We start from the raw sequence: 22,083 nt of genomic DNA, 5'->3' as shown, positions 1-22,083 counted from the left end.
CCGCGCGGGTGGCACCTCGTCGAGAAGCACGTGCGCTACCTCGACCGCGCGGGCATGAGCGTGTCGGCGTCCGCGTCGCTGGTCGACGCCGGCCTGTACCTGTTCCACAACGCGCGCGAGCTCGTCGGCGACGGCGGTGGCGAGCTCGGCCGCGGTGAGGCCGTCGAGCGGCTCGTCCAGGCGGGCGAGGTGCCGGCCCAGGTCGGGCAGCGGGTCGCGCACGACGGGGTCGGTGACGAGCGGCAGGGCGCGCCCGCCGAGCGCCGCCTGCACGAGCGCGGGGTCGACGTAGAGGATGCGGTAGCCGAAGCCGTCGTCGGTGCCGGCGGCGCCGTCGTGCGTCTCGTCGGGGTGCAGCACGTGCCACTGCCCGGCGAGGCAGTGCCGCTGCTCGCCGCGGTAGCGGAAGGTCTGGACCCCGGCGAGGGTCACGCCGACCGCGTAGGTGTCGTGGCGGTGCGGGGAGAACGCCTCGCCGCGCAGCGAGGCCTCGAGGCGCTCGATCCCGGGGGCGCCGTCGCCGAACCGCAGCCGGACGCCCGCCGCTACCGTGTCCACGCGCCCACGCTACCGACGACCCGCTCCGAGGAGGAGACGTGCACGACCTGACCCCCGACCCGACCGCCGCCGTGCCGGAGGCCGCTCGCTACGTCGAGACGCTGCGCGTGCCCGCGATGAGCGTGGGCACGTACGTGATCCCGGCGGGCGCCCACGACCCGCAGGGCCCGCACCGCGAGGACGAGGTGTACGTCGTGCTGTCGGGGCGAGGGCGCCTGTGGACGCCGGACCGCACCGTCGACGCCGGTGCCGGCTCGGTGCTGTTCGTCCCGGCGGGGGAGGAGCACCGGTTCGTCGACGTCGTGGAGGACCTCACCGTCGTCGTGGTGTTCTCGCCGGCGGAGACGCGGCCCTCCTCGGCCGGCTGAGCGGCCGGCTGAGCGGCCGGCTGACCGGCGCCGCCCCGCGGCCCGGGTCACACGGTCTGCACGACGTCCTCCGGCGGGCCCTCGGCCGCCCCGTCGTCCCGCGCCGGGGCCGGCTCGGTGCGGCGCGTGCCGAGCCTGCTCGCGATGAGCGGCAGCGTCACCACCGACAGGACGCCCGCGCCGACGAGCGCGGCACCGACGTCGGACGGCATCGACCCGTCGTCCACGGCGATCTCGGTGAGCGCGACGAGGAGCGGGAGCGTCGTCGTGGAGTAGAGCGCGGCCTGCACGCGCTCGGTGCGGGGCAGCGCGCCGCGCAGCCACAGCAGGACGGGGCCGCCTCGCACGACGAGCATCGCCGCGAGGAAGATCACGGGCAGCAGCGGCTCCGCGACGATCGCGTCGACGTCGAGCCCCATGCCGGAGCTGACGAAGAACACCGGGATGAACACGCCCCACGCGACCGCGTCGAGCTTCTTCTCGAGCGCCTCGACGTCGCCCGGCGCCCAGCGTCGCAGCACCATCCCGCCGACAAACGCGCCGAGCACGGCGTCGAAGCCCATCGACTGCGCGAGCGCGAGGAGCGTGACGAGCAGCAGCACGGTGAGCCGGAGCGTGCTCTGGCCGGTGCCGTGCTCGGACAGCGACATGAGCCGCCCGCCGAAGCCCTGCCGGATGGGGTCGGGGAGCGCGGCGAGCGCGAGCGCGAGGGCGGCGAACACGGCGAGCAGCAGGGCCGCGGTGCCGGAGTTCCGCGTCCCCAGGAGCACGGCCATCGCGACGATCGGGCCGAGCTCGCCGAACGCGCCGAGCACGAGGACCGACCGCCCGAGCCGGCCGCCGAGCCGGCCGTCCTCCCGCAGGATCGGCAGGACGATGCCGAGGGCCGTCGTCGTGAGGGCGATCGCGCCCGCCGCGAGGAGCTCGGGCGGCTGGTGACCGGGCAGGATCATGAGCGCTGCACCGCCGAGCAGGAACGACGTGACCCACGCCCCTCCCGCGCGCCGCCCGACGGGCCGGCGCAGGAGCTCGGGCTCGAGCTCGTAGCCGGCGAGGAGGAAGAGGAAGCCCATGCCGAGGTCGGCGAGCAGCGTCACCGCGTCGGGGCCGGACGCGTCGAGCACCTGCGGACCGATCACGACGCCGCCGAGCAGCAGCAGCACGACCTGCGGCACGCGGCTCCGCACGGGCATCAGCCCGGCGAGCAGGGGCGCGGCGAGGGCCACGAGGAAGACCGGGACCAGCTCGGCGTACGGGTTCACGCGGGCCTCCATCGGCCGGTGCGGACGTGGCGGTGCGGACGTGGCGGTGCGGGCGGGGCGGTACGGACTGCGCGGCACCAGCATCCCGCACGGCGTCGCGCAGCGCTCGACCGCGACCGGCGTGTGGGGCCGGACGTCGTCGGGTAGCGTCGGGCGGCGGCCGACCGGCAGCTGACCTGTCCAGACCCCCGACGCAGGACGCACCATGAGCACCCCCACCACGACCGACCGCCTCGGGCACGGCCTGCGCGCGCGGCACCTGACGATGATGGGCCTCGGCTCCGCGATCGGGGCGGGGCTGTTCCTCGGCTCGGGCGTCGGGATCGCGACCGCCGGGCCGGCGGTCCTCGTGTCCTACGCGATCGCGGGCGTCGTCGTCATCCTCGTCATGCGGATGATGGCCGAGATGGCGAGCGCGCGGCCCGCGAGCGGCTCCTTCTCCGTGTATGCGGAGGAGGCGCTCGGCCCGTGGGCCGGGTTCGTCCTCGGGTGGCTCTACTGGTTCATGCTCGTCATGGTGCTCGGCGCCGAGATCACCGGCGCGGCGCAGATCGTCACCGGCTGGTTCCCGGGCGTGCCGCAGTGGGGCGTCGCGCTCGCCGTCGTCGTCGTGTTCGCGGTGGTGAACCTGTGGGGCGTGCGGCAGTTCGGCGAGTTCGAGTTCTGGTTCGCGTTCGTCAAGGTCGCCGCCATCGTCGGGTTCCTCGTCGTCGGCGTCCTCCTCGTGCTCGGCCTCCTGCCCGGCACCGACCCCGTCGGCACGAGCAACCTCCTCGGCCAGGGCGGGTTCGCGCCCGAGGGCTGGGGCGGGGTCGCCGCGGGGCTGCTCGTCGTCGTCTTCGCGTTCGGCGGCATCGAGATCGTCACCATCGCCGCCGCCGAGGCGCGGGACCCTCGCACCGCCGTCGCGCGCGCCACCCGCAGCATCGTGTGGCGCATCCTCGTGTTCTACCTGGGCTCCGTCGCCGTCATGGTGCTCGTGCTGCCGTGGGACTCGCCGGCGCTCGCGGAGAGCCCGTTCGTCGCGGTCCTCGACCTGGCCGGCCTCTCCGGCGCGGCGCGGCTCATGGAGGTCGTGGTCGTCGTCGCGCTGCTCTCGGCGTTCAACGCGAACGTGTACGGGACGTCGCGCATGGCGTACTCGCTCGCCGGCCGCGGCGACGGCCCGACGGCGCTGCGCCGCGTCTCGCGCCGCGACGTCCCGTGGGTGTCGGTGCTCGTCTCGGTGTTCTTCTCGCTCGTCGCGGTCGGGCTCAACTGGGCGCTGCCCGAGGCCCTGCTCGGCATCCTGCTCAACGCCGTCGGGGCCGCGCTCCTCGTCGTATGGGTCTTCGTCGCCGTGTCGCAGCTGCGGCTGCGCCGCCGGCTCGAGGCGGAGGCGCAGGCCTCCGGCGAGCCGATGACCCTGCGCATGTGGGGCTTCCCGTGGCTCACCTGGGCCGTGCTGGTCGGGCTCGCCGCGCTCGCCGTCCTCATGCTCACGGACGACGCCGCGCGCGCCCAGCTCGTCTCGACGGCCGGCCTCGTGCTCGTCCTCCTGGCGCTCTACGCGCTCACGCGCCGCGGGCGGGCGCGTCGCCTCGCCCGGACCGGTCAGCGCTCCGCATCACCGGAGTGACCTGTGGCGCCCGCGCGGGGTCGTGCACAATGTGCGGATGACCTACCGGGTGCTCAAGCTCGTCCTGTCGCTGCTGGCCTTCGTGCTGCTGCGTCCGCAGGTCACCGGCCGCAACAACGTGCCGCGCCGCGGCCCGGTCATCCTGGCGAGCAACCACCTGTCGTTCATCGACTCGCTCATCATCCCGATCGTCGCGCCGCGGCACGTGACGTTCCTCGCCAAGGCGGAGTACTTCACGGGGCGCGGGCTCAAGGGCCGGCTGTCCCGGTGGTTCTTCACGAAGATGGGTCACATCCCCGTCCAGCGCGACGACCCCCGCGCCGGCCAGCGCTCGCTCGAGGACGCGCTCGACGTGCTCACCCACGGCGGTGCGTTCGGCATCTACCCCGAGGGCACGCGCTCGCGCGACGGCAGGCTGCACAAGGGGCGCACGGGCGTCGCGTGGCTCGCGCTCGCCGGGCACGCGCCCGTCGTCCCCGTCGCGGTGCGCGGCACGGACAAGGTGCAGCCGGTCGGCGCGCGCCTGCCGCGCATCCACCGCGTCCAGGTGCACTTCGGCATGCCCATCGACCCGGCGCGCCAGATCACGTCCGGCGCGACCCCCGCGCAGGCGCGGCGCGAGCTCACCGACGAGGTCATGGCGTCGATCCACCGCATGAGCGGCCAGGAGCTCGCCGCCTGACCGGGCTCAGCCGATCGAGCCGAGCCCGAACGCCGTCGCGAAGCCCAGCACCGTGACGAGCCCGGTGACCGGCCCGCCGAACTCCGTCGCCTCGGGGATCATCGTGTCGACGAGCATCGTCAGGAGCGCGCCCGCGGCGAACGCCTGCACGACGGCGACGGTCGCGCCCGACGCCGAGCCGAGCGCGAGGTAGCCGGCGCCGGCCGCGACGGCCGAGACCGCCGTCGTGCCGCCCCACAGCAGCCACAGCCGGCTCTTCGACGTTCCTGCCTGCACGAGCCCCGACGTCGCCGACATCGCCTCGGGCAGGTTGGACAGGAACACCGCGGCGAGCATCGCGATGCTCACGCCGCCCCCGCCGACGAGCGTCGAGCCGAGCACCACCGACTCCGGGACGCCGTCGAGCACCGTGCCCAGCGCGATGGCGCCGCCCTGGCCCTGCGCCTGCACTCCCGTCGAGCGCTTGCGTCCGTCGCCGCCCACGCGGTCGATGAGCAGGTCGCCGACGAAGAACGTCAGCGCGCCCGCCGCGAGGCCGGCCAGCAGCACCCAGCCGCTCGTGCGCGTCGAGGCGTCCTCGACGAGGTCGTACGCGACCGCGCTGATGAGCACGCCCGCGCCGAACGCCATGACCAGCCCGACCAGCCGCTTCCCGGGCGGCCGCCACAGCACGAGCGCCGCGCCGAGGAGCAGCGAGGAGCTCGCGAGCAGTCCCCACCAGAAGCCCTCCACGTCACCCAGTGGAGCAGCAGGGCGGGGGAGCCGCACGCGGCCGCACCGCACCGCCGCCGCACCACACCCCGGGGGACGGCGCTGCGCCGGCGCCGTCCGACGCCGCCCGATCACCCGGGAGGGGGAGGCGCCCCACCGGTCGCCCGGCCAGGATGGGGGCATGACGCAAAGGGGACGGCCGGGAGCGCTCCGCTCCTGGCGGGTGGTCGTCGCGCCGCTGCGCAGCGCCGCGACGGTGCGCGCCGGCGTCTACCTCGTCATCGGCGGCGTCGTCGCGGGCGCGTACCTCGTGCTGGGCGCGGGCTTCGTGCAGATGTTCGCGTCCGCGCAGACGCCGCGCGTCGCGACGACCGTGCTCGCGGTCGTCTCCGCGGCCATCGCTGTGACGCCGCCGTTCCTCGCGCCGGTCCGTGCGCTGGAGATCGCGGCCGTGCGCACGTTCCTCGACGTCGACGTGCCGACGCCGGACGGCACCGCGTCCCCGACTGCGCCCACGCGCTGGCGTGCCGCCGCCTGGTACGGGTTGCACCTCGTCCTCGGCGCGGCGGTGCTGGTGGTGGTGCTGCTCGCCGTGCCCGTCGCGACGCAGCTCGTGCTGTCCGCCGCCGGCGTCGAGCCGGTGCTCCTCACCGACTGGCGACCGTGGGAGGTCGTGCCGCGCTGGGCGTGGGCCGTCGTCGCGGCGCTGCTCCTCGTCGCGCTCCCGTACGTGACCGTCGGCGCGCGGGCGCTCCTGCGGCAGGCCGCGTGGCCGCTGCTCGGCCCCGACCAGACCGAGCGGATCGCCGAGCTCGAGGCCGCGGCCGACCGCGCGGCCGAGCGCGGCCGGCTCGCGCGCGAGCTCCACGACTCCGTGGGTCATGCCCTCACGGTCACGACGCTGCAGGCCGCGGCCGCGTCGCGCCTGCTCGACACCGACCCGGATGCGGCCCGCCGGGCGCTCGCCGCGATCGAGGACACTGGCCGGTCGGCGATGGCGGACCTCGACCACGTGCTCGGCCTCCTGCGGGCGGAGGCCGGACCGGGCGGCGGCGGGTCCGTCCGGTCGCCCGCGCGCACGCTCGCCGACCTCGACGTGCTGCTCGACGACGCCCGGCGGGCCGGGGCGGACGTCCGGCTCGTCCCCGGGCCGGGCGGGCTCGACGACGTGCCGCGCGCGACGTCGCAGGAGGCGTACCGCGTGGTCCAGGAGGCGCTGACCAACGCCCTGCGGCACGCGCCCGGCGCCCAGGTGACCGTCGCCGTCGCCGTCGAGCAGGGGCCGCCCGCGCTCCTGCGGGTCGAGGTGCGGAACCCGGTCGGGTCCGACGGGCGCCGTCGGGCACCCGGCGGCGGGCGGGGCCTCCCGGGGATGCGCGAGCGCGTGCGGCTGCTGCGCGGCCACCTCGTCGCCGGCCCGGGGCCCGACGGCGGCACGTGGGTCGTGCGCGCGACGTTCCCCCTGGGAGGATCGGCGACATGACGGGAGCCGAGCCGACCCGCGTGGTGCTCGTCGACGACGAGCCGCTCGTGCGCACCGGCCTGCGCGCGATCCTCGAGACGGAGCCCGACCTCGCGGTCGTCGGCGAGGCCGGGGACGGGACGGAGGTGCCGGGACTCGTCGCGGCGACACGGCCCGACGTCGTGCTCATGGACGTGCGGATGCCGCGGGTCGACGGCATCGCCGCGACGCAGGCGCTGCTCGCGCGCGAGCCCGCGCCGCGCGTGCTCGTCGTGACGACGTTCGAGAACGACGACCACGTGCTCGACGCGCTGCGCGCGGGCGCGCACGGGTTCCTGCTCAAGCGCGCGCGGCCGGAGGAGGTCGTGCAGGCGGTGCGCGTCGTCGCGCAGGGCGAGTCGCTCCTCTTCCCCGACGCGGTGCGCCGGCTCGCGACCGCGCGCCCGCCGGCGGGGGACGAGCTGCGCGCCGCCCGGCTCACCGAGCGCGAGGGTGAGGTGCTGCGGCTCATGGCGACCGGGCTGTCGAACGCCGAGATCGCGGGCGAGCTCTACCTGGGCGTGGAGACGGTGCGCACGCACGTGGGCAACGTGCTCGCCAAGCTCGGGGTGCGGGACCGCACGCAGGCCGTGGTCCGCGCCTACGAGTCGGGGTTCGTGCGGGTCGGCTGAGGGCCGGGCTCCGGGTCCTCGTAGCGGGCGGCGAGCGCGGCGGCGCGGTCGCGCAGGGCGGCGCGCAGCGACGGCGGGGACAGCGCCTCCGCGTCCGTCCCGAGCTGCCACAGCGCCCACACCGCGTGCCGCAGGTCCTGGAACGTCACGTCGAGCCGGAGCCGGCCGGCGGTGTCCGGTTCCTCGGCCCGGACGGCGAGCGCCGTGTCGAGGAGCTCCTCGCGCCGCGCCGGGGCGACCCGGACGAGCGCGGTGACGTGGTCGCCGCCGGACAGGAACCGTGCCGAGCGCTCGCGCCAGGCGCGATCGAGGTCGACGTGCGCCGGGCGCTCCGCGGGCTCGGGGAGCTCCTCGGCGTCGGACGCCCGGGACAGCCGGTACGTGCGGTCCGCGCCCGACCGCGTCGCGAGCAGGTAGGCACGGTCGCGGACGGTGACCAGCCCGACGGGGTCCACCGTGCGCCACCGCGGCTCCTCGCCGGTGGCCGCGTAGCGGATGCGGAGCCGGTGTCCGGCGAGCACGGCGCGGCGGACGACGACCACGACGGCCTCCGGGACCGCCTCGGTGACGCGTCGTCGGGACAGCAGGTCGGTCTCGGGGTCGACGAGGAACCGCCGCGCGGCGTCGTTCGCGGTGGCCTGGTGGCCGGCGGGAAGCGCGTCGACGACCTTGCGCAGGGCCGACGCGAGGGCCGGACCGAGCCCGAGGACCCGCTCGCCCGTTCCCGGTCCGGCGGCCAGGAGCGCGAGGGCCTCCTCGTGGGTCACGCCCGTGAGCTCCGTCCGGAAGCCGGGCAGGAGCGCGAAGCCGCCGTGGCGCCCGCGCTCGGCGTAGACGGGGACGCCAGCCGCCGACAACGCCTCGACGTCGCGCAGCACCGTGCGCGTCGAGACCTCCAGCTCGCGCGCGAGCGTCGCCGCGCTCAGCCGGCCCCGCTGGCGCAGCAGCAGCACCAGCGAGACGAGCCGGTCCGCGCGCACACGAGGACCGTACCGAATACATGACACAGGGTGTCGGCATTCCCAGGGAGGGTCGTCGTCACGAGGTCGACGCGTCATGGCACCCGCCGCGATGCACGGCTTCCCTGACACGACGGACGGAGTGACGACACATGGAACGCACGGCGATCAACCCGGTGACGTGGTCGCAGGAGCTGGGGTTCAACCAGGGTGAGCTCGTCTCCGGGCACACCCGGACCCTCTACTGCTCCGGGCAGACGGCGACGAACGCCGACGGCGCGCCCGAGCACGAGGGCGACATGGCGAAGCAGCTCGCACTGAGTCTCGACAACCTCGAGGCGGTGCTCGCCGACGCGGGCATGTCGCTCGCGCACCTCGTCCGGCTGGGCGTGTTCACCACCGACGTGGACCTGCTGCTCCAGCACTACGGGGTCCTCGCGGCGCGCCTGGGCGCCGCCCAGGTGGCGCCGGCCACCACGATGCTCGGCGTCACGCGCCTGGCGATTCCCGGGCAGCTGGTCGAGCTGGAGGGCACGGCCGTCGACTGACGCCGACCGTGGGGCCGCTCGTGCCCGGGGGACGGCACGAGCGGCCTGCGGACCTCGGCCCAGGGTGCGACGATCGGGCGATGGACCTCTCCGTGCTGACGCGGCCCGCCCGCACGTCCGTGCCCGCCACGCTCGCGCGGGTGGCGCTCGGTCTCGCGCTCGTCGGCGCCGGGACGAGCCACCTCACCGTCGCACGCGAGGAGTTCCAGGCGCAGGTGCCGGGCTGGTTCCCGGTCGACGAGGACGTCACGGTCCTCGCGTCGGGGGTCGTCGAGATCGTGCTCGGCGGGTCGCTCGTGGTGCTGCCGCGGTGGAAGGTCGTCGTCGGACTGGTCGCCGCCACGTTCTTCGTCGCGATCTTCCCGGGGAACGTCGCGCAGTGGGCGGAGGCGAAGGACGGCTTCGGCCTCGACACCGACGAGAAGCGCTTCGCCCGCCTGTTCTTCCAGCCGGTGCTCGTCGCGTGGGCGCTGTGGTCGACCGGCGCGTTCGCCGCCCTGCGCCGGGCGCGCCGCCGTGACTGAGCGTCGCGACCACGGGGTCCGCGATCCGATGTGCGGCAGGATGACGGCTGCCGTCACGGCCGGACGGTCACGCCGGGGGAGGTACATCGTGGGCGGACGACGGGGTCACGCATCGCTGCTCCTCGTGATGTCCAGCTGCGTGCTCCTCGGCTCGTGCACGGCGTCGTCACCAGATCCGGGCGTGCCGGAGGACGGCACGGCGGGGGGATCGATCGCCGTGGACCGCTTCCCGGCCGGGGAGTCGGGCATCGCGCCACCACCGGTGGGCGGGACCAACGCGCTGCTCGAGACGTCGAGCGAGCCGGCTCTGCTGACCGTGACGACGTGGGGCAGCTCGAGCTGTGTGGACGTCCCTGTGGACATCGTGTGGAAGGACGCGTCGACGTTGTCGGTCTCGATGGGGCCGAGCGGCTCGCGCCAGTGCACCGCCGACGTCACGGCCGTGAGCCAGGTGATCGAGGTCTCCACCGACCATCCGGCCACCGGCGTGACCACCGTCGAGGTCGACGCCGAGCCGGTCCGCCTCGTCCTCGCGGACTGAGACGTCGTCGGGAGCGCGCGGCATCACCCGCGCGGGGGAGGACGGTCACCGGGCGGGGGGATCCGCACGGCTCTCGGCGGCGCGAGGGTCGAGTCATGACCACTCGAACTCCGCCCTCGACACCTCCCACCTCTTGCCGGGCCGCCGGCCCGGCCGCGCCCGCCCCGGACGTCCGTCACCCGCACGGTGACGTCCCGCCGCACCCGCACCGCCGCCGCGGCGGCTGGGTCGCCCCCGCGGCCACCGCGTGGTGGGCCGCCGGCGGCGCCCTCACGCTCGGGGTGACGTTGCTCGGCGGCACGCTCCCCGTCGGGTCCGCGAACGACACCGGCTTCGGCGCCCTGCAGGCGCTCCCCGGCGAGACGCTCACGCCGTGGGTCGCGGTCCTCGCGCTCGTCGGCGCGGCGCTCGCAGCCTGGACGTGGCTCGGCGGGCGGCGCCACCCGGTGGCGCGACCCGTGCGGACGGTGACGGTCGCCGCCGTCGCGCTGGTCCTCGCCGGAGCCGTCGCGCTCGTCGACGCGTCGATCCTCGCGCGGCTCGGCTACCTGCCGGTCACGCTCGTCATGGCCCCGTTCGACCCGGACCTGCGCGCCGCGTTCCAGGAGTTCGTCACGCCGGGGACGCTCCTGCAGGTCGCCGTCCTCCTCGGCGGCGCGCTGCTCGCGGCATCCACCGCCCGGTTCGTGCGCCGCGCCGCGGGTGCGTGCGAGTCCTGCGGACGCCGACCGGACGGCGCCGACCCCGCGTGGACCGCACCGGCGTCCGCCGCGCGCTGGGGACGCGTGGCTGCGCTCGTCGCGGCCGCGATCCCCACGTTCTACGCCGTCACGCGCATCGCGTGGGTGCTCGGCATCCCGCTCGGGTTCGCGCCCGACGACGTCGCGGAGCTCGCGGGCAACGACGGCTGGATCGCGGCGCTCGGCCTGGGCGGCTTCGCGCTCGTCGGCGCCGTGCTCACGCTCGGCCTCTACCAGCGCTGGGGCGAGGTGTTCCCGCGCTGGATGGTCGGCCTCGCCGGCCGGAGGGTCCCGGTGCTGCTCGCCGTCGTCCCGGCGACCGTGGTCGCGGTCGCTGTCCTGCCGGCAGGGCTGTCGCTCGTGGCGGCCGGCCTGGAGGGCGGTCAGCTCGCGCTCACGGCCGACTCGTGGGGCGCCGTCGGGCCGGCGCTGCTGTGGCCGCTGTGGTCCGTGGCGCTGGGGGCCGCGACGTACGCGTACTGGCTCCGCCGCCGCGGCACGTGCCGCACGTGCGGCCGCGGGTAGGGCCCGCGGGTCACCCCGCGTCGTCGGCGGGGCGCGCGACGAGCCGCACGACGCGGACGATGACGAGCCCCGCCACGGCGGTCAGCACGATCCACGGCCACGCCCGGCGGACACCCCGCCGGGCGTGGGGCCGCCGGGGCCCAGGCTGGGCGGAGCACCGCTCGGTGTCGTCGTAGCCTCTGGCAACCATCACGACGGCGGGCCGGCATCTCGAGCCGCGACGCTGCCTACCTCGGCGGTGTCGTCTGCCCGGCGAGCCCGGCCAGCGCCTCGAGCCGGTCGGACCAGAACGCCTTGAGCGCCTCGACGTCGTCGGGGGACGTCAGCCCGCCGTGCTGCGCGCTCACGCGGACCTTGCCCGCGGGCGTGCCGTCCGGCGTCCGCGGCTGGTAGAGCGTGACCGTGACGCGGCCGGGCCGGTCCGCGGGTGCGCCGACCGCGCCGACGGGCCACGCGAGGCGGACCGAGGACGTCGGTGTCGCACCGAGCACCTCGAGGCGCTCGCCGGCGCCGACGTCGGCGAGCGCGGGGTCGAGCCAGCGCGCCCGGGACTCGTCCTCCGCGACGAGGGCGTACACCTCGGTCAGCGTCCCGGCGACGGACCGGCTGGGGCTGACCTCGTAGGTCCCGTCGGACCGCTGGCCTGGGGCGCGCATCCCGCGCTCCTGCTCGTACGCGACCGTGAGGGACTGCGCCCACCACCCGTCGACACCCTGCTCGCCGACGAGCCACGCGGCGATGTCCTTGTGCGTCCACGCCGTCGCCCCCTGGGCGTCGAGGAGCGCGAACCACGTCGCCCGCGGCTGTCCCGTGGCGGCCGCGACGGCGTCGTCCCCGAGCGCGTCGGTGCTGCGTCGGACGGGTCCGGTGCTCATGCGACCAGCGTCCCACCTCGCCCCGGCGGGCGCACGGGAGTGCGGCGACGACCGCGCGCCAGGGGGCTGAGCGCCCGCGGACGTGCGGTCGTTCAGCGGCGGTAGGCGGCCAGGGCCTCGGAGAGCGACCGGGCGAGCGCGGCGCCGTCGGGCCCCTGCGCGGTGGGCACGGGCGCCTCGCGGCGCACGCGCTCCGTGTCGTCGGCCGGTGCGGGCAGCGGCGAGCCGTGGGACAGGACCTGCTGGGTGGGCGTGAGCTGGCGGATCGCGATGGCCACCACGTGCTCGGGGTGAAGCCGCGCGGCGCGCGTGTAGATCTCCGGGTCGTGCTGGCCGTCGTCGCCGATCAGCAGCCAGTCGACGTCCGGCAGCTCGCGGACCAGCCGGTCGATCGACGTGTTCTTGTGCTCCTGACCGCTGCGGAACCAGCCCGTGTTGGTCGGCCCCCAGTCGGTGAGGAGCAGCGGGCCCGGCGGGTAGCCGTGACGCTGGAGGAACCGGCGCAAGTTCGCCGCGGTGTTCCACGCGCCCGTCGAGACGTACACGAACGGCGTCCCGGGGTTCGCGGCCGCGATGCCCTGGTAGAGCACGGCCATGCCGGGCACGGGCACGCGCGCGCTCGAGTGCCGCACGAACGTGTTCCACGCCGCGAGCAGCGGACGTGGCACGGCGGTCACCATGGCGGTGTCGTCGATGTCGGAGACCACCCCGAGCCGCCGCCCGTCGCCGACGACGAGCAGGCGGCCGGTCGCCACCTCGCCCGAGGCGGGGCGGAACGTGACGTCGTGCCAGCCGGGGGTGAGCACGACGTCGACCGTCACGTCCACGTAGCCGCTGCGGTCGGAGACGACGTCGACCGTCACGTCACCGACGTGCACGCGCACCTCCTCGCGCGGCGCGGGGGCGGTGAAGAAGTAGCGCCACCCGCGGCGGTCCGCCGAGGTGGCCGGGTCGTAGGCCGGGCTCGCGAGCAGGACGCGGCCCAGCACGCGGACGCGCTGCTGGCTGCCGTACCCGGTGAACGGCTCGACGCGCGGGCGCCACCCGCGCGCCTTCTGGAACCGGGAGACGACGGCGCGCCACCGGTTCTCGAGCCGCGCCGCCCGGTGGGGTCGCTGGCTCGGGGACGGCTCCGTCGTGACGGTCGGCGGGGGCGGGGTGGTGGTCGCGGTCATCAGCGCGTGCGGTCTCCGGTCGGGGGGCGGGGGCTCCACCCTGTCACAGGCGGCGGTGCTCTGCGGCCGGGCACCGCAGGGTGCCGGGGCGGTCCGGGCCCGGGTGCGCGGTGGCCGCACCGCCCCTAGCGTGACGGCGTGACCGACGACGTGCAGGACCTGCCCGGACACCCCACCCCCGAAGGTGTCGACGACGCGACCGTCGAGGCGCTCGGTGCGCTGAGCGAGGCGCTCGAGACGGTGGAGAGGGCCCGCGGGCACCTGTACACGTTCCACCAGCTCACCGGCGAGGCCGACCTCGCGCTCGGCGAGGCCGTCGAGAAGCTGCGGGCGGCCGGGCACGACGAGGTCGCCGATCGGATCGAGCGGGAGGTCGTCGGGCGCAACGTCGTCGGCGACCGGTGGACGTTCCAGATCGTCGAGGACTACGACGACGGGTACTGGACGGCGTTCCGCGAGCACGAGCGCCGGGCGCGCGACGAGCTCGCCGGCGGCGCCCGGCACCTGTTCGAGGCCCGCATGAAGCAGGAGCGGCGCACGCACGGGGAGCCGGGTCACGACGTGGGTCCGGGCCGCGGCGAGGTGTAGACCGCCTGCGCCACCGCGGCGAGGCGCCGGGGGAGGACGGCGCCCGCGACGACCTGCAGGACGGGCTTGATCGACCGCATGACGACCGTGGCGCGGCCGGCCATGAGGCCGCGGAACGCCGTCGCCGCGACCGTCGACGCGGAGTCCTTCGTGCCGCGCCCGACCCGGGTTCGCCCCATGCCGGAGCGGACGAACAGCGCGGTGTCGGCCGGGCCGGGGAGGAACGTGGTCACGGTGACGCCGGTGCCGCGCAGCTCGTGGCGCAGCGCCGCGCCGAAGGACACGAGGAACGACTTGGACGCCGCGTACGTCGCGAACCACGGCCCCGGCATGGCCGCCGCGGTGGACGCCGTGATGAGCACGCGGCCGGCGCCGCGCTCGACCATCGCGGGCACGAGCTCCTTGGCGAGGTGCACGGTCGCGGTGACGTTGAGGGCGACGACGTCGAGGTCGCCCTGCAGGCTGCTCTCGACGAACGCCCCTCCGTGCGCGGCGCCCGCGTTGAGCGCGAGGACGTCGACCGGGCGCCCCCTGCCGCGCACGGCGGCGACGAGGGCGCGGACGCCGTCGGACGTCGTGAGGTCGGCCCGGACCGCGGTCACGACGGCGCCGGGCACGACCTGTGCCGCCTGCGGGGACGGGCCGTGGATCCGGTGGGCCGGCGGCGCGGTGAGCTCGGCCGGCAGCGCGTCGACCCCGTCGTCGTGCGCGGACACGAGCAGGTCGAACCCGTGGCGGACGAACGTGTCCGCGAGCGCGCGGCCGATGCCGCCGGTCGCGCCCGTGAGCACGGCGAGCGGTCGGGTAGGGGCGACGGCCATGACGATCCTCCCGTGGACGGGCCCGCGCTCGGCAGCGCGACGCCCGCCCGGCGTTGCCCGACGCTAGCCGTGACGCGTCCCGCACGCGCGGCGGGGCCGCCGCCGGTTGCCAGCGGGACGGTCGTCGCTACCGTCGTGGCATGGTGAGCCTCTCGCGCGAAGTGCGCGCCCCTGCGAGCGCCGTCCTCGACGTGCTCGCCGACGGCTGGACGTACGCGTCCTGGGTGGTGGGCACGTCCCGCATCCGCGCGGTGGACGCGTCGTTCCCCGCACCCGGGTCCCGCATCCACCACTCGGTCGGCGCCTGGCCCGTGCTGATCGACGACGAGACCGTCGTGCGCGCGTGGGACCCTGAGCGCGGCATCGACATGCAGGCGCGCGGCTGGCCGCTGGGCGAGGCGCGGGTGCGCGTGACGGTCGTCCCGTCGGGGCCGGACCGGTGCACCGTGCGGATGGACGAGGACGCGACGCACGGCCCGGGGAAGCTCGTGCCGAGGCCGCTGCGCAGCGCCGTGCTGACGCCGCGCAACACCGAGACGCTGCGGCGCCTCGCGTTCGCCGCGGAGGGGCGCGCGGGGCGCTGAGGACGGCCGCTCCCGCGCCGCGGCGACCGGAATTCCGGTGCGCGACGGGCGCCCGGTGGGGTGGGATCACGACATGGTGATCGGGACATGGTGATCGAGCTGCGCACGCCCACGGTCGACGAGCTCGGCGCGGTCGTGGAGGCGCTGCGCCGGTGGCAGGTCGAGGACGCGCCCCTGCAGCTGCACCCGGGAGACGTCGGGTGGTTCTGGCGGTTCGGGGCCGGGGCGACGGCCTCGGCGCTCCGGACGTGGAGCCGGGACGGGGACCTGGTCGCGGCCGGGTTGCTGGACGGATCGAGCCTGCTGCGGCTCGCGGTCGCGCCCGAGCTCCGGGAGGACGACGAGCTCGCGCGCCGCCTCGCCGACGACGTGGTCCGGGTCGAGCGCGGGGTGCTGCCCGCGGGTGAGGCGTTCGTCGAGGTGCCTGTCGGGGCCCGGGTCGACGATCGCCTGCGGGACCACGGCTGGGTGACGGACGAGCCGTGGGCGCTCCTGCGTCACGACCTCGTGGTCCCGCCGCCGGAGCCGGGCCTGCGGGTCGAGGTCGCCGACGCCGACCGGGCGCCCGTGTGGGCGGACCTGATGCGGGCGTCGTTCGCAGGCTCGACGTTCACGGCCGAGCGCTGGCGCGCGATGGCGGGCGGGCTGCCGTACGCCGACGCGCGGAGCCTGCTCGCCCACGACGCGGCGGGCCACGCCGTCGGCGTCGTCACGGTGTGGTCGGCCGGGCCGGGCCGCCCCGGGCTGCTCGAGCCGATGGGCGTGCATCCCGGCTTCCGCGGTCGCGGGAACGGCCGGGCGGTGACGCGCGCCGCGGTGCGGACGCTGCGCGACCTCGGCGCGTCGAGCGCGCTGGTGTGCACCCCTGCCTCCGACACCGCTGCGGTCTCGACCTACGTGTCCGCGGGGTTCGCGCGGCTGGGGGAGCGGCGGGACCGGCGCCGCCCGGGCCCGGACCTCGCCGGGCGCGGCTAGGCGTCGCGCAGCAACCGGTCCCAGGCCGTGCGGTGGAGCGCGCGGCGGACGGCGCCGGTGGGGCCGTTGTCGGCGAGCGCCGCCCGCGCCGCGTTCCACCCGCACGCGCCGTGCGCGCCGCCGCCGGGGTGGGCGGACGCGCTCGCGAGGAACAGGCCGTCGAACGGCGTCTCGGGGCGGCCGAACGCGGGCGTCGGGCGGAAGAACAGCTCCTGGTGGATGGCGGCCGTGCCGCCGTTGACGACGCCGCCCTGGAGGTTGGAGTTCGCCGCCTGCAGGTCTACCGGGCTCTGGACGTACCTGCCGACGACCGAGTCCTGGAACCCGGGCGCGACGCGGGCGAGCGCGCCCTCGACGAGGTCCACCTGCTCCGCGACCGTCTCGGGCGTCCACGTCAGTCCGTGCGGGACGTGCGAGTAGGCCCACGCGGACTCGGTGCCCGCCGGGGAGCGGGTGGGGTCGGCGGTCGTCATCTGGCCGAGCACGAGGAAGGGCCGGCGGGGGAGGACGCCCTTGGACAGGTCGGAGGCGACGTCGACGAACCCGAGCCGGTCGACGCCGAGGTGGACCGTCCCGGCGCCGTGCGCACCCTCGGCGGTCCACGGCAGCGGGCGGTCGAGGGCCCAGTTCATCTTGAACGTCGGGTGGTCCCACTGGAAGCGCTCGAGGTCGCGCACGAGCCGGGCGGGCAGCCGGTCCACGCCGACGAGGTCCTGGTACAGGGACGGCGCGACGACGTCGGCGAGGACCGCCCGCCGGGCGCGCACGTGCTCGCCGTGGGCGGTGCGGACGCCGACGGCGCGGCGCCCGGCCAGGTGGATCCGGTCCACGCGAGTGCCGGTGACGACCTCGCCGCCGCCCGCGCGGATGCGGGCGACGAGGGCGTCGGCGAGCGCCCCGGCGCCGCCGACGGGCACGGGGAAGCCGACGTCCTGGCCGAGCATGACGAGGAGCCAGCCGAAGATGCCGCTGCCGCCCGCGTCGGGCGGGACGTCGGCGTGCATGGCGTTGCCCGTGAGCAGCAGCGGGCCGCCCTCGCCGCGGAACGTCTCGTCGGAGAACCGCCGCACCGGCAGAGTCGCGAGCCGCGCGAGGTCGAGCGATCCGGCGAGGCCGAGGCGGCGCAGCAGCTTCACGGCGGGGACGAGGGGCGGCAGCGGGCTGAACAGCGCGTCGAGGAGCGGGTCGCGGATGCGGTTCCAGCCCTCGACGAGCCGCAGCCACGCGTCGCCGTCGCCGGCGCCGAAGGTCTCCAGGCCGGCCGCGGTCGCGTCGGGGTCGCGGTGCAGGACGGCGGCGCGTCCGTCGTCGAGCGCGTGCGCGACCACGGACGGCGCGTGGGTCCACTCGAGCCCGTGCCGGTGCAGGTCCAGCCCGCGCACGACGGGCGAGGCCGCGGCGAGCGGGTAGAACGCGCTGAACAGGTCGGTGCGGTAGCCGGGCGCGGCGACCTCCGCCGTCCGGACGGCGCCGCCGGGGGTGTCCTGCTCCTCGAGGACGAGGACGTCCCACCCGGCGTCGACGAGCGCGTTGGCGGCCACGAGACCGTTCGGGCCCGCGCCGATGACGACGGCGTCGACGGTGCGCACGGCTCAGGCCTTCTTCAGCGAGGACTCCTTGTGCGCGGCGCGCGCCCCGCTCTTGTCCGACTCCACGATCCAGTACGGGTCGTCGTCGGTCGGCACGAACGACTGCCCGTCGTGCTGGAAGCGCTCCGTGCGCTTCTCGACGGCTCGGCCGGTCGTGCGGCCCTGGGACGTGTTCCAGGAGACGTGGTCCCCGCGAGAGATGCCCATGGCCCGACGGTAGGCCGATGAGTTCGCGCTCGCGCGCCGGTCGCTGCATGGGACGACCGGCCGGGCGACCGGTGGGCCGTCCGCCCCACGAGGAATCAGGAGAGGACGCGACATGACCGCCGACCCGACACCGGCCCCGGCCGCCACCGACGAGCAGGACGGCCCCGCCGGCACCCTGGTCCCGGGCTTCAGCTCGCCCGACGCCCAGCCTGTGCCGTGGGCCGACGTGCGCCGCGTGCTCGAGCGCGCCGAGATCTCGTGGATCTCGACCGTCCGCCCCGACGGGCGCCCCCACGTCACGCCCCTCATGACCGTCGCGGCCGACGGGTGCCTGCACGTCACCACCGGCCCCGAGGAGCGCAAGGCGCGCAACCTGGCGCAGAACCCGCGCGTCGTGCTCACCACGGGCACGAACGCGTACGTCGACGCGCTCGACGTCGTCGTGGAGGGCGTGGCGCAGCGCGTGACGGACGACGCCGCGCTGCACCGCCTCGCCGAGCGCTGGCGCTGCAAGTACGGCGACGACTGGGCGTTCACCGCGCGCGACGGGTCGTTCTGGCACGGCGACGGCGGCCAGGCGCACGTCTTCGCCGTCCGGCCCGACGTCGTGTTCGCCTACGGGCGCACGGCCGAGCACGCCGCGATGCGCTGGCGGTTCGACGGCGCGCGCCCGCCCCTGGGCTGAGCACGTGCCGAACCCCGGCACGCCTCACGAGGCGGCGAAGTCCTCCGGCCGGGTCCGCAGCTTCGCCGCGATCCGGGCGAGCGCCCGCTGGTCGGTGACCGTCAGCGGGTCGAGCACGTGCTCGCGCACGGACTGCACGTGCGCGGGCGCCGCCTCGACCACCTTCGCCCAGCCCTCGTCCGTGAGGGCCGCGATCGTGCGCCGACCGTCGTCCGGGTCGGGGTGGCGGTAGGCCCAGCCCCGGGCCTCGAACTTCTTCATCACGTTGGACAACCGGGACAGGGAGCCGTTGGTGAGGTAGGCCAGCTCGCTCATCACCAGGCGCCGGTCCGGCGCCTCCGACATGTGGCTCAGCGTCAGGTACTCGAAGAGCGTCAGCCCGGCCGCGCGCTGCACGGCCGACTCCAGGCGGTTCGGCAGCAGGAGCATCAGCGAGACGGCGCCCGTCCACGCCTCCTTCTCGCTCGGGGAGAGCCAGCGCGGCTCGTCCCCGGCGTCCGCGCCGGCCTGCGCGTCGTGGGGCGGTTCCGGCATGAAGGCGACTCTAGCAGCGTGCAATCACTTCACAGATGAAGCGACGAGGTGCTACGTTCACTTCACACATGAAGTCAATCTTCGAGGAGCACCCCATGGTCACCCCGCAGTTCTTCGCCACCCCCGGCTACGGCGACACGATGCGCGAGCGCCTCCACTACGAGCAGGCGGTGCGCGTCGGCGACGTCGTCCACATCTCCGGTCAGGGCGGCTGGGACGACGAGATCCGCTTCCCCGAGGACCTGCGGGAGGAGATCGTCCGAGCCTTCGACAACGTCGAGCGCACCCTCGCGCTGGCGGGCGCCACCTGGCGCGACGTCGTCGCCGTCGACAGCTTTCACGTCCCCACCCGTCCCGACGAGATCGGCGACGAGCACACCGCGGTGATGGTCGAGCAGTTCCGCGAGCGCATGGGCGACCGCGCGCCGGTGTGGACCGAGATCGGCGTCGCCGCCCTCGGCGCCGTCGGCATGCGCGTCGAGATCCGGGTCACCGCGGTCGTGCCGGAGAGCGCCGGCTCCTGACCCGTAGACCGCACCCGACCACAGGATCCGAACGGAAGGACAGGCACGATGCGCATCCTCATCACCTCCGTCCGCGGGAAGACCGGGTCGGCGCTGGCCGACCGGCTGGTGCCGCGCGACGACGTCGAGCTCCTCGGCGGCAGCACGGACCCCGCGCGGGTCACGCACGACGGCGTGGTCTCGGTCGAGCTCTCGTGGGACCGGCCGGACGGGTGGGCCCGCGCCAACGCGGACGTCGACGCCGTCTTCGTCGTCGTGCCGCTCCGGGCGGACGCTCCCGAGCTCGTCGCCGCGTACCTCGCGACGACGTCGGCCTCGACGCACGTCGTCCTGCTGTCCGAGCGCGACTTGGAGCAGTCCGGGGCGCAGGGCTGGTCCTCCCGCGTGGAGCGGGCCGTCCGGGCGAGCGGCCGGTCCTGGACCGTCCTGCGGCCGGGTTGGTTCATGCAGGTCATGACGGACCCCCGGTTCCTGCGCGACCAGATCGCCGGCGGTGAGCTCGCCTTCCCGCACGCGGAGGCGCCCGTGGCGTGGACCGACGTGCGCGACATCGCCGAGGTCGCCGAGCTCGCCCTGCTCGACCGGGAGCACGCCGGCAGGACGTACGAGCTGTCCGGCCCGGAGGCCGTCCTCCACGCCCGGACCGCGGAGCTCCTGTCCGCGGCGCTCGGCCGGCCGGTCGTCTACACCGAGCTCGGGGCGGAGGAGGCCCTGGACGGGCTCACCGGGTTCGAGCGAGAGCTCTCCGCCCTCACGTACGAGCGCGTGCGCGCCGGGCACTTCGCCGTCGTCACGGACGACGTGCCGCGCCTGACGGGCCGGCCGGCTCGTCCCCTGGAGGCGTTCCTCGCCGACGCGGCGGCGTCAGGGGCGTGGTCGGGCACGTAGCCGCGGGCGCGGGGCTCAGTGGCGGGGGTCGCGGATCGCGGACGTGAAGAGCGTCCAGCCGGTGTCCGAGTGGGCCACGGAGAACACGTACGGCCGGTCGACGCGCAGCGCGACCGGTTGGACGGGCACGACGGCGGAGACCTCCCCCAAGCCGATCTCCGTCACGGAGGCCGCGACGGTGCCCTCGGCGTCGACCTGCAGGACGGACTGCTGCCACGCCTGCGAGACGACGAGGTACTGGTCGCTGATCCCGGTCAGGTCCGGGAGCGTGGGGAAGCCGTAGAGGCCACCGAGGCCCAGCGCGTCCAGTGCTGGGGCGAGGTCCATCGGCTCGTCGGCGGGCACGTCGAGCGTCGGCATCGTGAGGTCCACCGCGACGGGCGCGGTGGCGTCGAGCGCCTCGCGGAGCGCGGCGTGCTGCTCCGCGGTGATCGACGCCGGGTCGGTGCCGGGCGGCGGGAGCAGCACGTCGGCGTGGAACGCGTCGACGTACGGCAGGCGGACGGCGCGCCACCCGTCGACCTCGGCGTAGCGGGCGTCGTTCGTCTGCCGCAGCGCCTCGGCCTGCACCTCCTCGCCCGACCCCAGGAAGAACGGCTGCGGGGCCGTCTCCGACTCCTCGAACGGCTCCTCCCAGCGCGCCGCGAACAGCACCGCGTTCTGCAGCACGAGCCGCAGGTCACCGTCGGGCCGGATGGCGGACTCCTCGATCAGGCCGCCCGTGTGGTACCGCACCCAGTCCGACAGCGGCGCGAGCCCGGCGTCGGTGCCGAGATCCGTGTGCAGCACGCCCGCGCCGTACCCGGCCCAGCGCCTCGAGGTAGGCGTCGTGGATGTCGGCCTGGTCGTCGACGACGACCTGGTTCGCCACGTGCGCGAGCGGCTCCTCGGGCAGCTCGTCGGCCTGCACGGTCGCCGGGTCGCCGTCGTGCGCCTGCAGCGCCGCGAGCAGTGCGCCGACCGCCGCCGTGCGCTCCGGCCCGACGGCGCCCAGCACCTCGTCGAGCGACGCGGCGGTCTCCTCGCGCGCACCCTCCGCCAGCATCGACAGCGCGACGACGGCGCTCGCGGGCGACACGACGACGTTCCCCTCGAGCGGTGCGGACGCGAGCATCGTGGCGCCCACGTAATCCGTCGCGGCGACGACGTCCGGGACCGAACCGGCGTCGGCGACCGTGACGACCTGCCGCTCGACGTCCGCCGTCGCCATCGGCAGCTCGGGCGGCGTCGACCGCGGCGCACCGCACGCGGCGAGCAGCGCGAGCGCGGCCGTCACCGCGAGCATGTCGCGAGCGCGCTCCGCCGGTGCGCGGCGAGCTCGTGCGACCGATTCCGTCGTGGGCGCCATGGCCGTCCCCTCGTCCGCGCCTCCGGCGCCGACGGAGCAGGTCTCGTCGGCGCGGCTCTGCACGGACTGTGTCGCGACCCGGGCAGGTCTTGCGCGAGGCGCGCGCCCAGCTCCCGCCGCC

27 protein-coding genes and 1 pseudogene are annotated in these 22,083 nt (G+C 75.9%); 15 read left to right on the top strand and 13 right to left on the bottom strand.

Annotation, left to right across the window (positions count from 1 at the left end):
• Positions 1 to 168 precede the first annotated feature (168 nt).
• Positions 169 to 558: pseudogene (locus JZ5iCDA_RS19565) on the bottom strand (AraC family ligand binding domain-containing protein); the annotation flags it as partial.
• Positions 559 to 596: 38 nt separating this feature from the next.
• Between JZ5iCDA_RS19565 and JZ5iCDA_RS01965 the strand changes: the two are divergent.
• A complete protein-coding gene (locus tag JZ5iCDA_RS01965; RefSeq protein WP_069385585.1) occupies positions 597 to 926 on the top strand; it encodes a cupin domain-containing protein in 330 nt (109 codons plus the stop codon).
• Between the two features lie 47 nt (positions 927 to 973).
• Here the strand turns inward: JZ5iCDA_RS01965 and JZ5iCDA_RS01960 are convergent, their stop codons facing one another.
• On the bottom strand, positions 974 to 2,188 hold the full coding sequence (locus JZ5iCDA_RS01960) for a cation:proton antiporter (RefSeq protein WP_216093386.1): 1,215 nt from the start codon (positions 2,186 to 2,188) through the stop codon (positions 974 to 976).
• Positions 2,189 to 2,393: 205 nt separating this feature from the next.
• Between JZ5iCDA_RS01960 and JZ5iCDA_RS01955 the strand changes: the two genes are divergently transcribed.
• Positions 2,394 to 3,806 (top strand): amino acid permease, encoded by a 1,413-nt coding sequence (locus tag JZ5iCDA_RS01955; RefSeq protein ID WP_069385583.1) that lies wholly within the window; start codon positions 2,394 to 2,396, stop codon positions 3,804 to 3,806.
• A 37-nt stretch (positions 3,807 to 3,843) separates the two neighbouring features.
• A complete protein-coding gene (locus tag JZ5iCDA_RS01950; RefSeq protein WP_069385582.1) occupies positions 3,844 to 4,488 on the top strand; it encodes a lysophospholipid acyltransferase family protein in 645 nt (214 codons plus the stop codon).
• 6 nt (positions 4,489 to 4,494) lie between these two features.
• On the opposite strand, the gene JZ5iCDA_RS01945 is transcribed toward JZ5iCDA_RS01950, so the two are convergent.
• Positions 4,495 to 5,220 carry a ZIP family metal transporter gene (locus JZ5iCDA_RS01945; protein ID WP_216093385.1) on the bottom strand — a complete coding sequence of 242 codons (726 nt, stop codon included), beginning with the start codon at positions 5,218 to 5,220 and terminating at the stop codon, positions 4,495 to 4,497.
• A 160-nt stretch (positions 5,221 to 5,380) separates the two neighbouring features.
• Here JZ5iCDA_RS01945 and JZ5iCDA_RS01940 point away from each other — a divergent pair, with 160 nt between their 5' ends.
• Positions 5,381 to 6,682: a sensor histidine kinase gene (locus JZ5iCDA_RS01940; protein WP_083259548.1), complete on the top strand. Its 1,302-nt coding sequence runs from the start codon at positions 5,381 to 5,383 to the stop codon at positions 6,680 to 6,682.
• A complete protein-coding gene (locus JZ5iCDA_RS01935) occupies positions 6,679 to 7,332 on the top strand; it encodes a response regulator (RefSeq protein ID WP_069385580.1) in 654 nt (217 codons plus the stop codon). The genes JZ5iCDA_RS01940 and JZ5iCDA_RS01935 overlap by 4 nt, the downstream gene beginning before the upstream one ends.
• Here the strand turns inward: JZ5iCDA_RS01935 and JZ5iCDA_RS01930 are convergent.
• A complete protein-coding gene (locus tag JZ5iCDA_RS01930; RefSeq protein ID WP_069385579.1) occupies positions 7,302 to 8,312 on the bottom strand; it encodes a helix-turn-helix transcriptional regulator in 1,011 nt (336 codons plus the stop codon). The two genes, JZ5iCDA_RS01935 and JZ5iCDA_RS01930, sit on opposite strands and share 31 nt — an antisense overlap.
• A gap of 131 nt (positions 8,313 to 8,443) precedes the next feature.
• Here JZ5iCDA_RS01930 and JZ5iCDA_RS01925 point away from each other — a divergent pair, with 131 nt between their 5' ends.
• From JZ5iCDA_RS01925 to JZ5iCDA_RS01910, 4 genes are all read left to right on the top strand, one after another.
• On the top strand, positions 8,444 to 8,839 hold the full coding sequence (locus tag JZ5iCDA_RS01925; RefSeq protein WP_069385578.1) for a RidA family protein: 396 nt from the start codon (positions 8,444 to 8,446) through the stop codon (positions 8,837 to 8,839).
• Between the two features lie 80 nt (positions 8,840 to 8,919).
• The gene (locus JZ5iCDA_RS01920) at positions 8,920 to 9,363 is read left to right on the top strand and encodes a DoxX family protein (protein ID WP_069385577.1); all 444 of its coding nucleotides are present in this window, start codon (positions 8,920 to 8,922) and stop codon (positions 9,361 to 9,363) included.
• A 181-nt stretch (positions 9,364 to 9,544) separates the two neighbouring features.
• Entirely contained in the window at positions 9,545 to 9,904 is a 360-nt protein-coding gene (locus tag JZ5iCDA_RS01915) for a hypothetical protein (protein ID WP_069385576.1), read from the top strand.
• Between the two features lie 95 nt (positions 9,905 to 9,999).
• Positions 10,000 to 11,169 (top strand): hypothetical protein, encoded by a 1,170-nt coding sequence (locus JZ5iCDA_RS01910; RefSeq protein ID WP_139122914.1) that lies wholly within the window; start codon positions 10,000 to 10,002, stop codon positions 11,167 to 11,169.
• 10 nt (positions 11,170 to 11,179) lie between these two features.
• Here the strand turns inward: JZ5iCDA_RS01910 and JZ5iCDA_RS01905 are convergent, their stop codons facing one another.
• The 3 genes from JZ5iCDA_RS01905 to JZ5iCDA_RS01895 form a co-directional block, all read right to left on the bottom strand.
• Entirely contained in the window at positions 11,180 to 11,362 is a 183-nt protein-coding gene (locus tag JZ5iCDA_RS01905; protein ID WP_069385575.1) for a hypothetical protein, read from the bottom strand.
• Positions 11,363 to 11,396: 34 nt separating this feature from the next.
• Complete coding sequence (locus JZ5iCDA_RS01900) at positions 11,397 to 12,044, bottom strand: hypothetical protein (protein WP_069385574.1); 648 nt, start codon at positions 12,042 to 12,044, stop codon at positions 11,397 to 11,399.
• A 92-nt stretch (positions 12,045 to 12,136) separates the two neighbouring features.
• Complete coding sequence (locus tag JZ5iCDA_RS01895; RefSeq protein ID WP_069385573.1) at positions 12,137 to 13,219, bottom strand: App1 family protein; 1,083 nt, start codon at positions 13,217 to 13,219, stop codon at positions 12,137 to 12,139.
• A 138-nt stretch (positions 13,220 to 13,357) separates the two neighbouring features.
• Here JZ5iCDA_RS01895 and JZ5iCDA_RS01890 point away from each other — a divergent pair, with 138 nt between their 5' ends.
• Positions 13,358 to 13,807 (top strand): hypothetical protein, encoded by a 450-nt coding sequence (locus tag JZ5iCDA_RS01890; RefSeq protein ID WP_253181912.1) that lies wholly within the window; start codon positions 13,358 to 13,360, stop codon positions 13,805 to 13,807.
• Here JZ5iCDA_RS01890 and JZ5iCDA_RS01885 read toward each other — a convergent pair.
• Positions 13,774 to 14,628 (bottom strand): SDR family NAD(P)-dependent oxidoreductase, encoded by an 855-nt coding sequence (locus tag JZ5iCDA_RS01885; protein ID WP_069385572.1) that lies wholly within the window; start codon positions 14,626 to 14,628, stop codon positions 13,774 to 13,776. The genes JZ5iCDA_RS01890 and JZ5iCDA_RS01885 overlap by 34 nt on opposite strands.
• A gap of 140 nt (positions 14,629 to 14,768) precedes the next feature.
• Between JZ5iCDA_RS01885 and JZ5iCDA_RS01880 the strand changes: the two genes are divergently transcribed.
• Positions 14,769 to 15,212: an SRPBCC family protein gene (locus tag JZ5iCDA_RS01880; RefSeq protein WP_069385571.1), complete on the top strand. Its 444-nt coding sequence runs from the start codon at positions 14,769 to 14,771 to the stop codon at positions 15,210 to 15,212.
• Positions 15,213 to 15,299: 87 nt separating this feature from the next.
• A complete protein-coding gene (locus tag JZ5iCDA_RS01875) occupies positions 15,300 to 16,187 on the top strand; it encodes a GNAT family N-acetyltransferase (RefSeq protein ID WP_069385570.1) in 888 nt (295 codons plus the stop codon).
• Here JZ5iCDA_RS01875 and JZ5iCDA_RS01870 read toward each other — a convergent pair.
• Together JZ5iCDA_RS01870 and JZ5iCDA_RS01865 are read right to left on the bottom strand one after the other, a co-directional pair.
• Positions 16,184 to 17,776 (bottom strand): phytoene desaturase family protein, encoded by a 1,593-nt coding sequence (locus JZ5iCDA_RS01870; RefSeq protein ID WP_069385569.1) that lies wholly within the window; start codon positions 17,774 to 17,776, stop codon positions 16,184 to 16,186. The genes JZ5iCDA_RS01875 and JZ5iCDA_RS01870 overlap by 4 nt on opposite strands.
• 3 nt (positions 17,777 to 17,779) lie before the next feature.
• Entirely contained in the window at positions 17,780 to 17,983 is a 204-nt protein-coding gene (locus JZ5iCDA_RS01865) for a DUF2945 domain-containing protein (RefSeq protein ID WP_069385568.1), read from the bottom strand.
• A gap of 112 nt (positions 17,984 to 18,095) precedes the next feature.
• Here JZ5iCDA_RS01865 and JZ5iCDA_RS01860 point away from each other — a divergent pair, with 112 nt between their 5' ends.
• Positions 18,096 to 18,668 (top strand): pyridoxamine 5'-phosphate oxidase family protein, encoded by a 573-nt coding sequence (locus tag JZ5iCDA_RS01860; protein WP_083259547.1) that lies wholly within the window; start codon positions 18,096 to 18,098, stop codon positions 18,666 to 18,668.
• A gap of 24 nt (positions 18,669 to 18,692) precedes the next feature.
• Here JZ5iCDA_RS01860 and JZ5iCDA_RS01855 read toward each other — a convergent pair whose 3' ends face one another.
• Positions 18,693 to 19,202, bottom strand: a complete 510-nt coding sequence (locus tag JZ5iCDA_RS01855; protein ID WP_069385567.1) for a MarR family winged helix-turn-helix transcriptional regulator — start codon at positions 19,200 to 19,202, stop codon at positions 18,693 to 18,695.
• Between the two features lie 68 nt (positions 19,203 to 19,270).
• Here JZ5iCDA_RS01855 and JZ5iCDA_RS01850 point away from each other — a divergent pair, with 68 nt between their 5' ends.
• Entirely contained in the window at positions 19,271 to 19,726 is a 456-nt protein-coding gene (locus JZ5iCDA_RS01850) for a Rid family hydrolase (protein WP_253181911.1), read from the top strand.
• A gap of 48 nt (positions 19,727 to 19,774) precedes the next feature.
• Positions 19,775 to 20,614 carry an NAD(P)H-binding protein gene (locus JZ5iCDA_RS01845; RefSeq protein ID WP_069385566.1) on the top strand — a complete coding sequence of 280 codons (840 nt, stop codon included), beginning with the start codon at positions 19,775 to 19,777 and terminating at the stop codon, positions 20,612 to 20,614.
• A 15-nt stretch (positions 20,615 to 20,629) separates the two neighbouring features.
• Here the strand turns inward: JZ5iCDA_RS01845 and JZ5iCDA_RS01840 are convergent, their stop codons facing one another.
• Together JZ5iCDA_RS01840 and JZ5iCDA_RS01835 are read right to left on the bottom strand one after the other, a co-directional pair.
• Positions 20,630 to 21,403 (bottom strand): serpin family protein, encoded by a 774-nt coding sequence (locus JZ5iCDA_RS01840; protein WP_083259546.1) that lies wholly within the window; start codon positions 21,401 to 21,403, stop codon positions 20,630 to 20,632.
• Positions 21,294 to 21,899, bottom strand: coding sequence for a serpin family protein (locus JZ5iCDA_RS01835; protein WP_069385564.1), 606 nt, complete (start codon positions 21,897 to 21,899; stop codon positions 21,294 to 21,296). Before JZ5iCDA_RS01835 ends, JZ5iCDA_RS01840 begins: the two co-directional genes overlap by 110 nt.
• Between the last annotated feature and the right edge of the window lie 184 nt (positions 21,900 to 22,083).

Source organism: Cellulosimicrobium cellulans (assembly GCF_001722485.1).
Classification (GTDB): domain Bacteria; phylum Actinomycetota; class Actinomycetes; order Actinomycetales; family Cellulomonadaceae; genus Cellulosimicrobium; species Cellulosimicrobium cellulans_A.
Note: the sequence above shows the minus strand (reverse complement) of the source record. Positions and strands in the feature narration are given on the sequence as shown.

What these genes read in the sequence shown, in the direction of transcription:
- JZ5iCDA_RS01955 (WP_069385583.1), top strand. Translation starts at nt 2,394, where the DNA reads ATGAGCACCCCCACCACGACCGACCGCCTCGGGCACGGCCTGCGCGCG.
- JZ5iCDA_RS01950 (WP_069385582.1), top strand. Translation starts at nt 3,844, where the DNA reads ATGACCTACCGGGTGCTCAAGCTCGTCCTGTCGCTGCTGGCCTTCGTG.
- JZ5iCDA_RS01940 (WP_083259548.1), top strand. Translation starts at nt 5,381, where the DNA reads ATGACGCAAAGGGGACGGCCGGGAGCGCTCCGCTCCTGGCGGGTGGTC.
- JZ5iCDA_RS01935 (WP_069385580.1), top strand. Translation starts at nt 6,679, where the DNA reads ATGACGGGAGCCGAGCCGACCCGCGTGGTGCTCGTCGACGACGAGCCG.
- JZ5iCDA_RS01925 (WP_069385578.1), top strand. Translation starts at nt 8,444, where the DNA reads ATGGAACGCACGGCGATCAACCCGGTGACGTGGTCGCAGGAGCTGGGG.
- JZ5iCDA_RS01920 (WP_069385577.1), top strand. Translation starts at nt 8,920, where the DNA reads ATGGACCTCTCCGTGCTGACGCGGCCCGCCCGCACGTCCGTGCCCGCC.
- JZ5iCDA_RS01910 (WP_139122914.1), top strand. Translation starts at nt 10,000, where the DNA reads ATGACCACTCGAACTCCGCCCTCGACACCTCCCACCTCTTGCCGGGCC.
- JZ5iCDA_RS01900 (WP_069385574.1), bottom strand. Translation starts at nt 12,044, where the DNA reads ATGAGCACCGGACCCGTCCGACGCAGCACCGACGCGCTCGGGGACGAC.
- JZ5iCDA_RS01895 (WP_069385573.1), bottom strand. Translation starts at nt 13,219, where the DNA reads ATGACCGCGACCACCACCCCGCCCCCGCCGACCGTCACGACGGAGCCG.
- JZ5iCDA_RS01885 (WP_069385572.1), bottom strand. Translation starts at nt 14,628, where the DNA reads ATGGCCGTCGCCCCTACCCGACCGCTCGCCGTGCTCACGGGCGCGACC.
- JZ5iCDA_RS01880 (WP_069385571.1), top strand. Translation starts at nt 14,769, where the DNA reads ATGGTGAGCCTCTCGCGCGAAGTGCGCGCCCCTGCGAGCGCCGTCCTC.
- JZ5iCDA_RS01875 (WP_069385570.1), top strand. Translation starts at nt 15,300, where the DNA reads ATGGTGATCGAGCTGCGCACGCCCACGGTCGACGAGCTCGGCGCGGTC.
- JZ5iCDA_RS01865 (WP_069385568.1), bottom strand. Translation starts at nt 17,983, where the DNA reads ATGGGCATCTCTCGCGGGGACCACGTCTCCTGGAACACGTCCCAGGGC.
- JZ5iCDA_RS01860 (WP_083259547.1), top strand. Translation starts at nt 18,096, where the DNA reads ATGACCGCCGACCCGACACCGGCCCCGGCCGCCACCGACGAGCAGGAC.
- JZ5iCDA_RS01855 (WP_069385567.1), bottom strand. Translation starts at nt 19,202, where the DNA reads ATGCCGGAACCGCCCCACGACGCGCAGGCCGGCGCGGACGCCGGGGAC.
- JZ5iCDA_RS01850 (WP_253181911.1), top strand. Translation starts at nt 19,271, where the DNA reads ATGAAGTCAATCTTCGAGGAGCACCCCATGGTCACCCCGCAGTTCTTC.
- JZ5iCDA_RS01845 (WP_069385566.1), top strand. Translation starts at nt 19,775, where the DNA reads ATGCGCATCCTCATCACCTCCGTCCGCGGGAAGACCGGGTCGGCGCTG.
- JZ5iCDA_RS01835 (WP_069385564.1), bottom strand. Translation starts at nt 21,899, where the DNA reads ATGCTCGCGGTGACGGCCGCGCTCGCGCTGCTCGCCGCGTGCGGTGCG.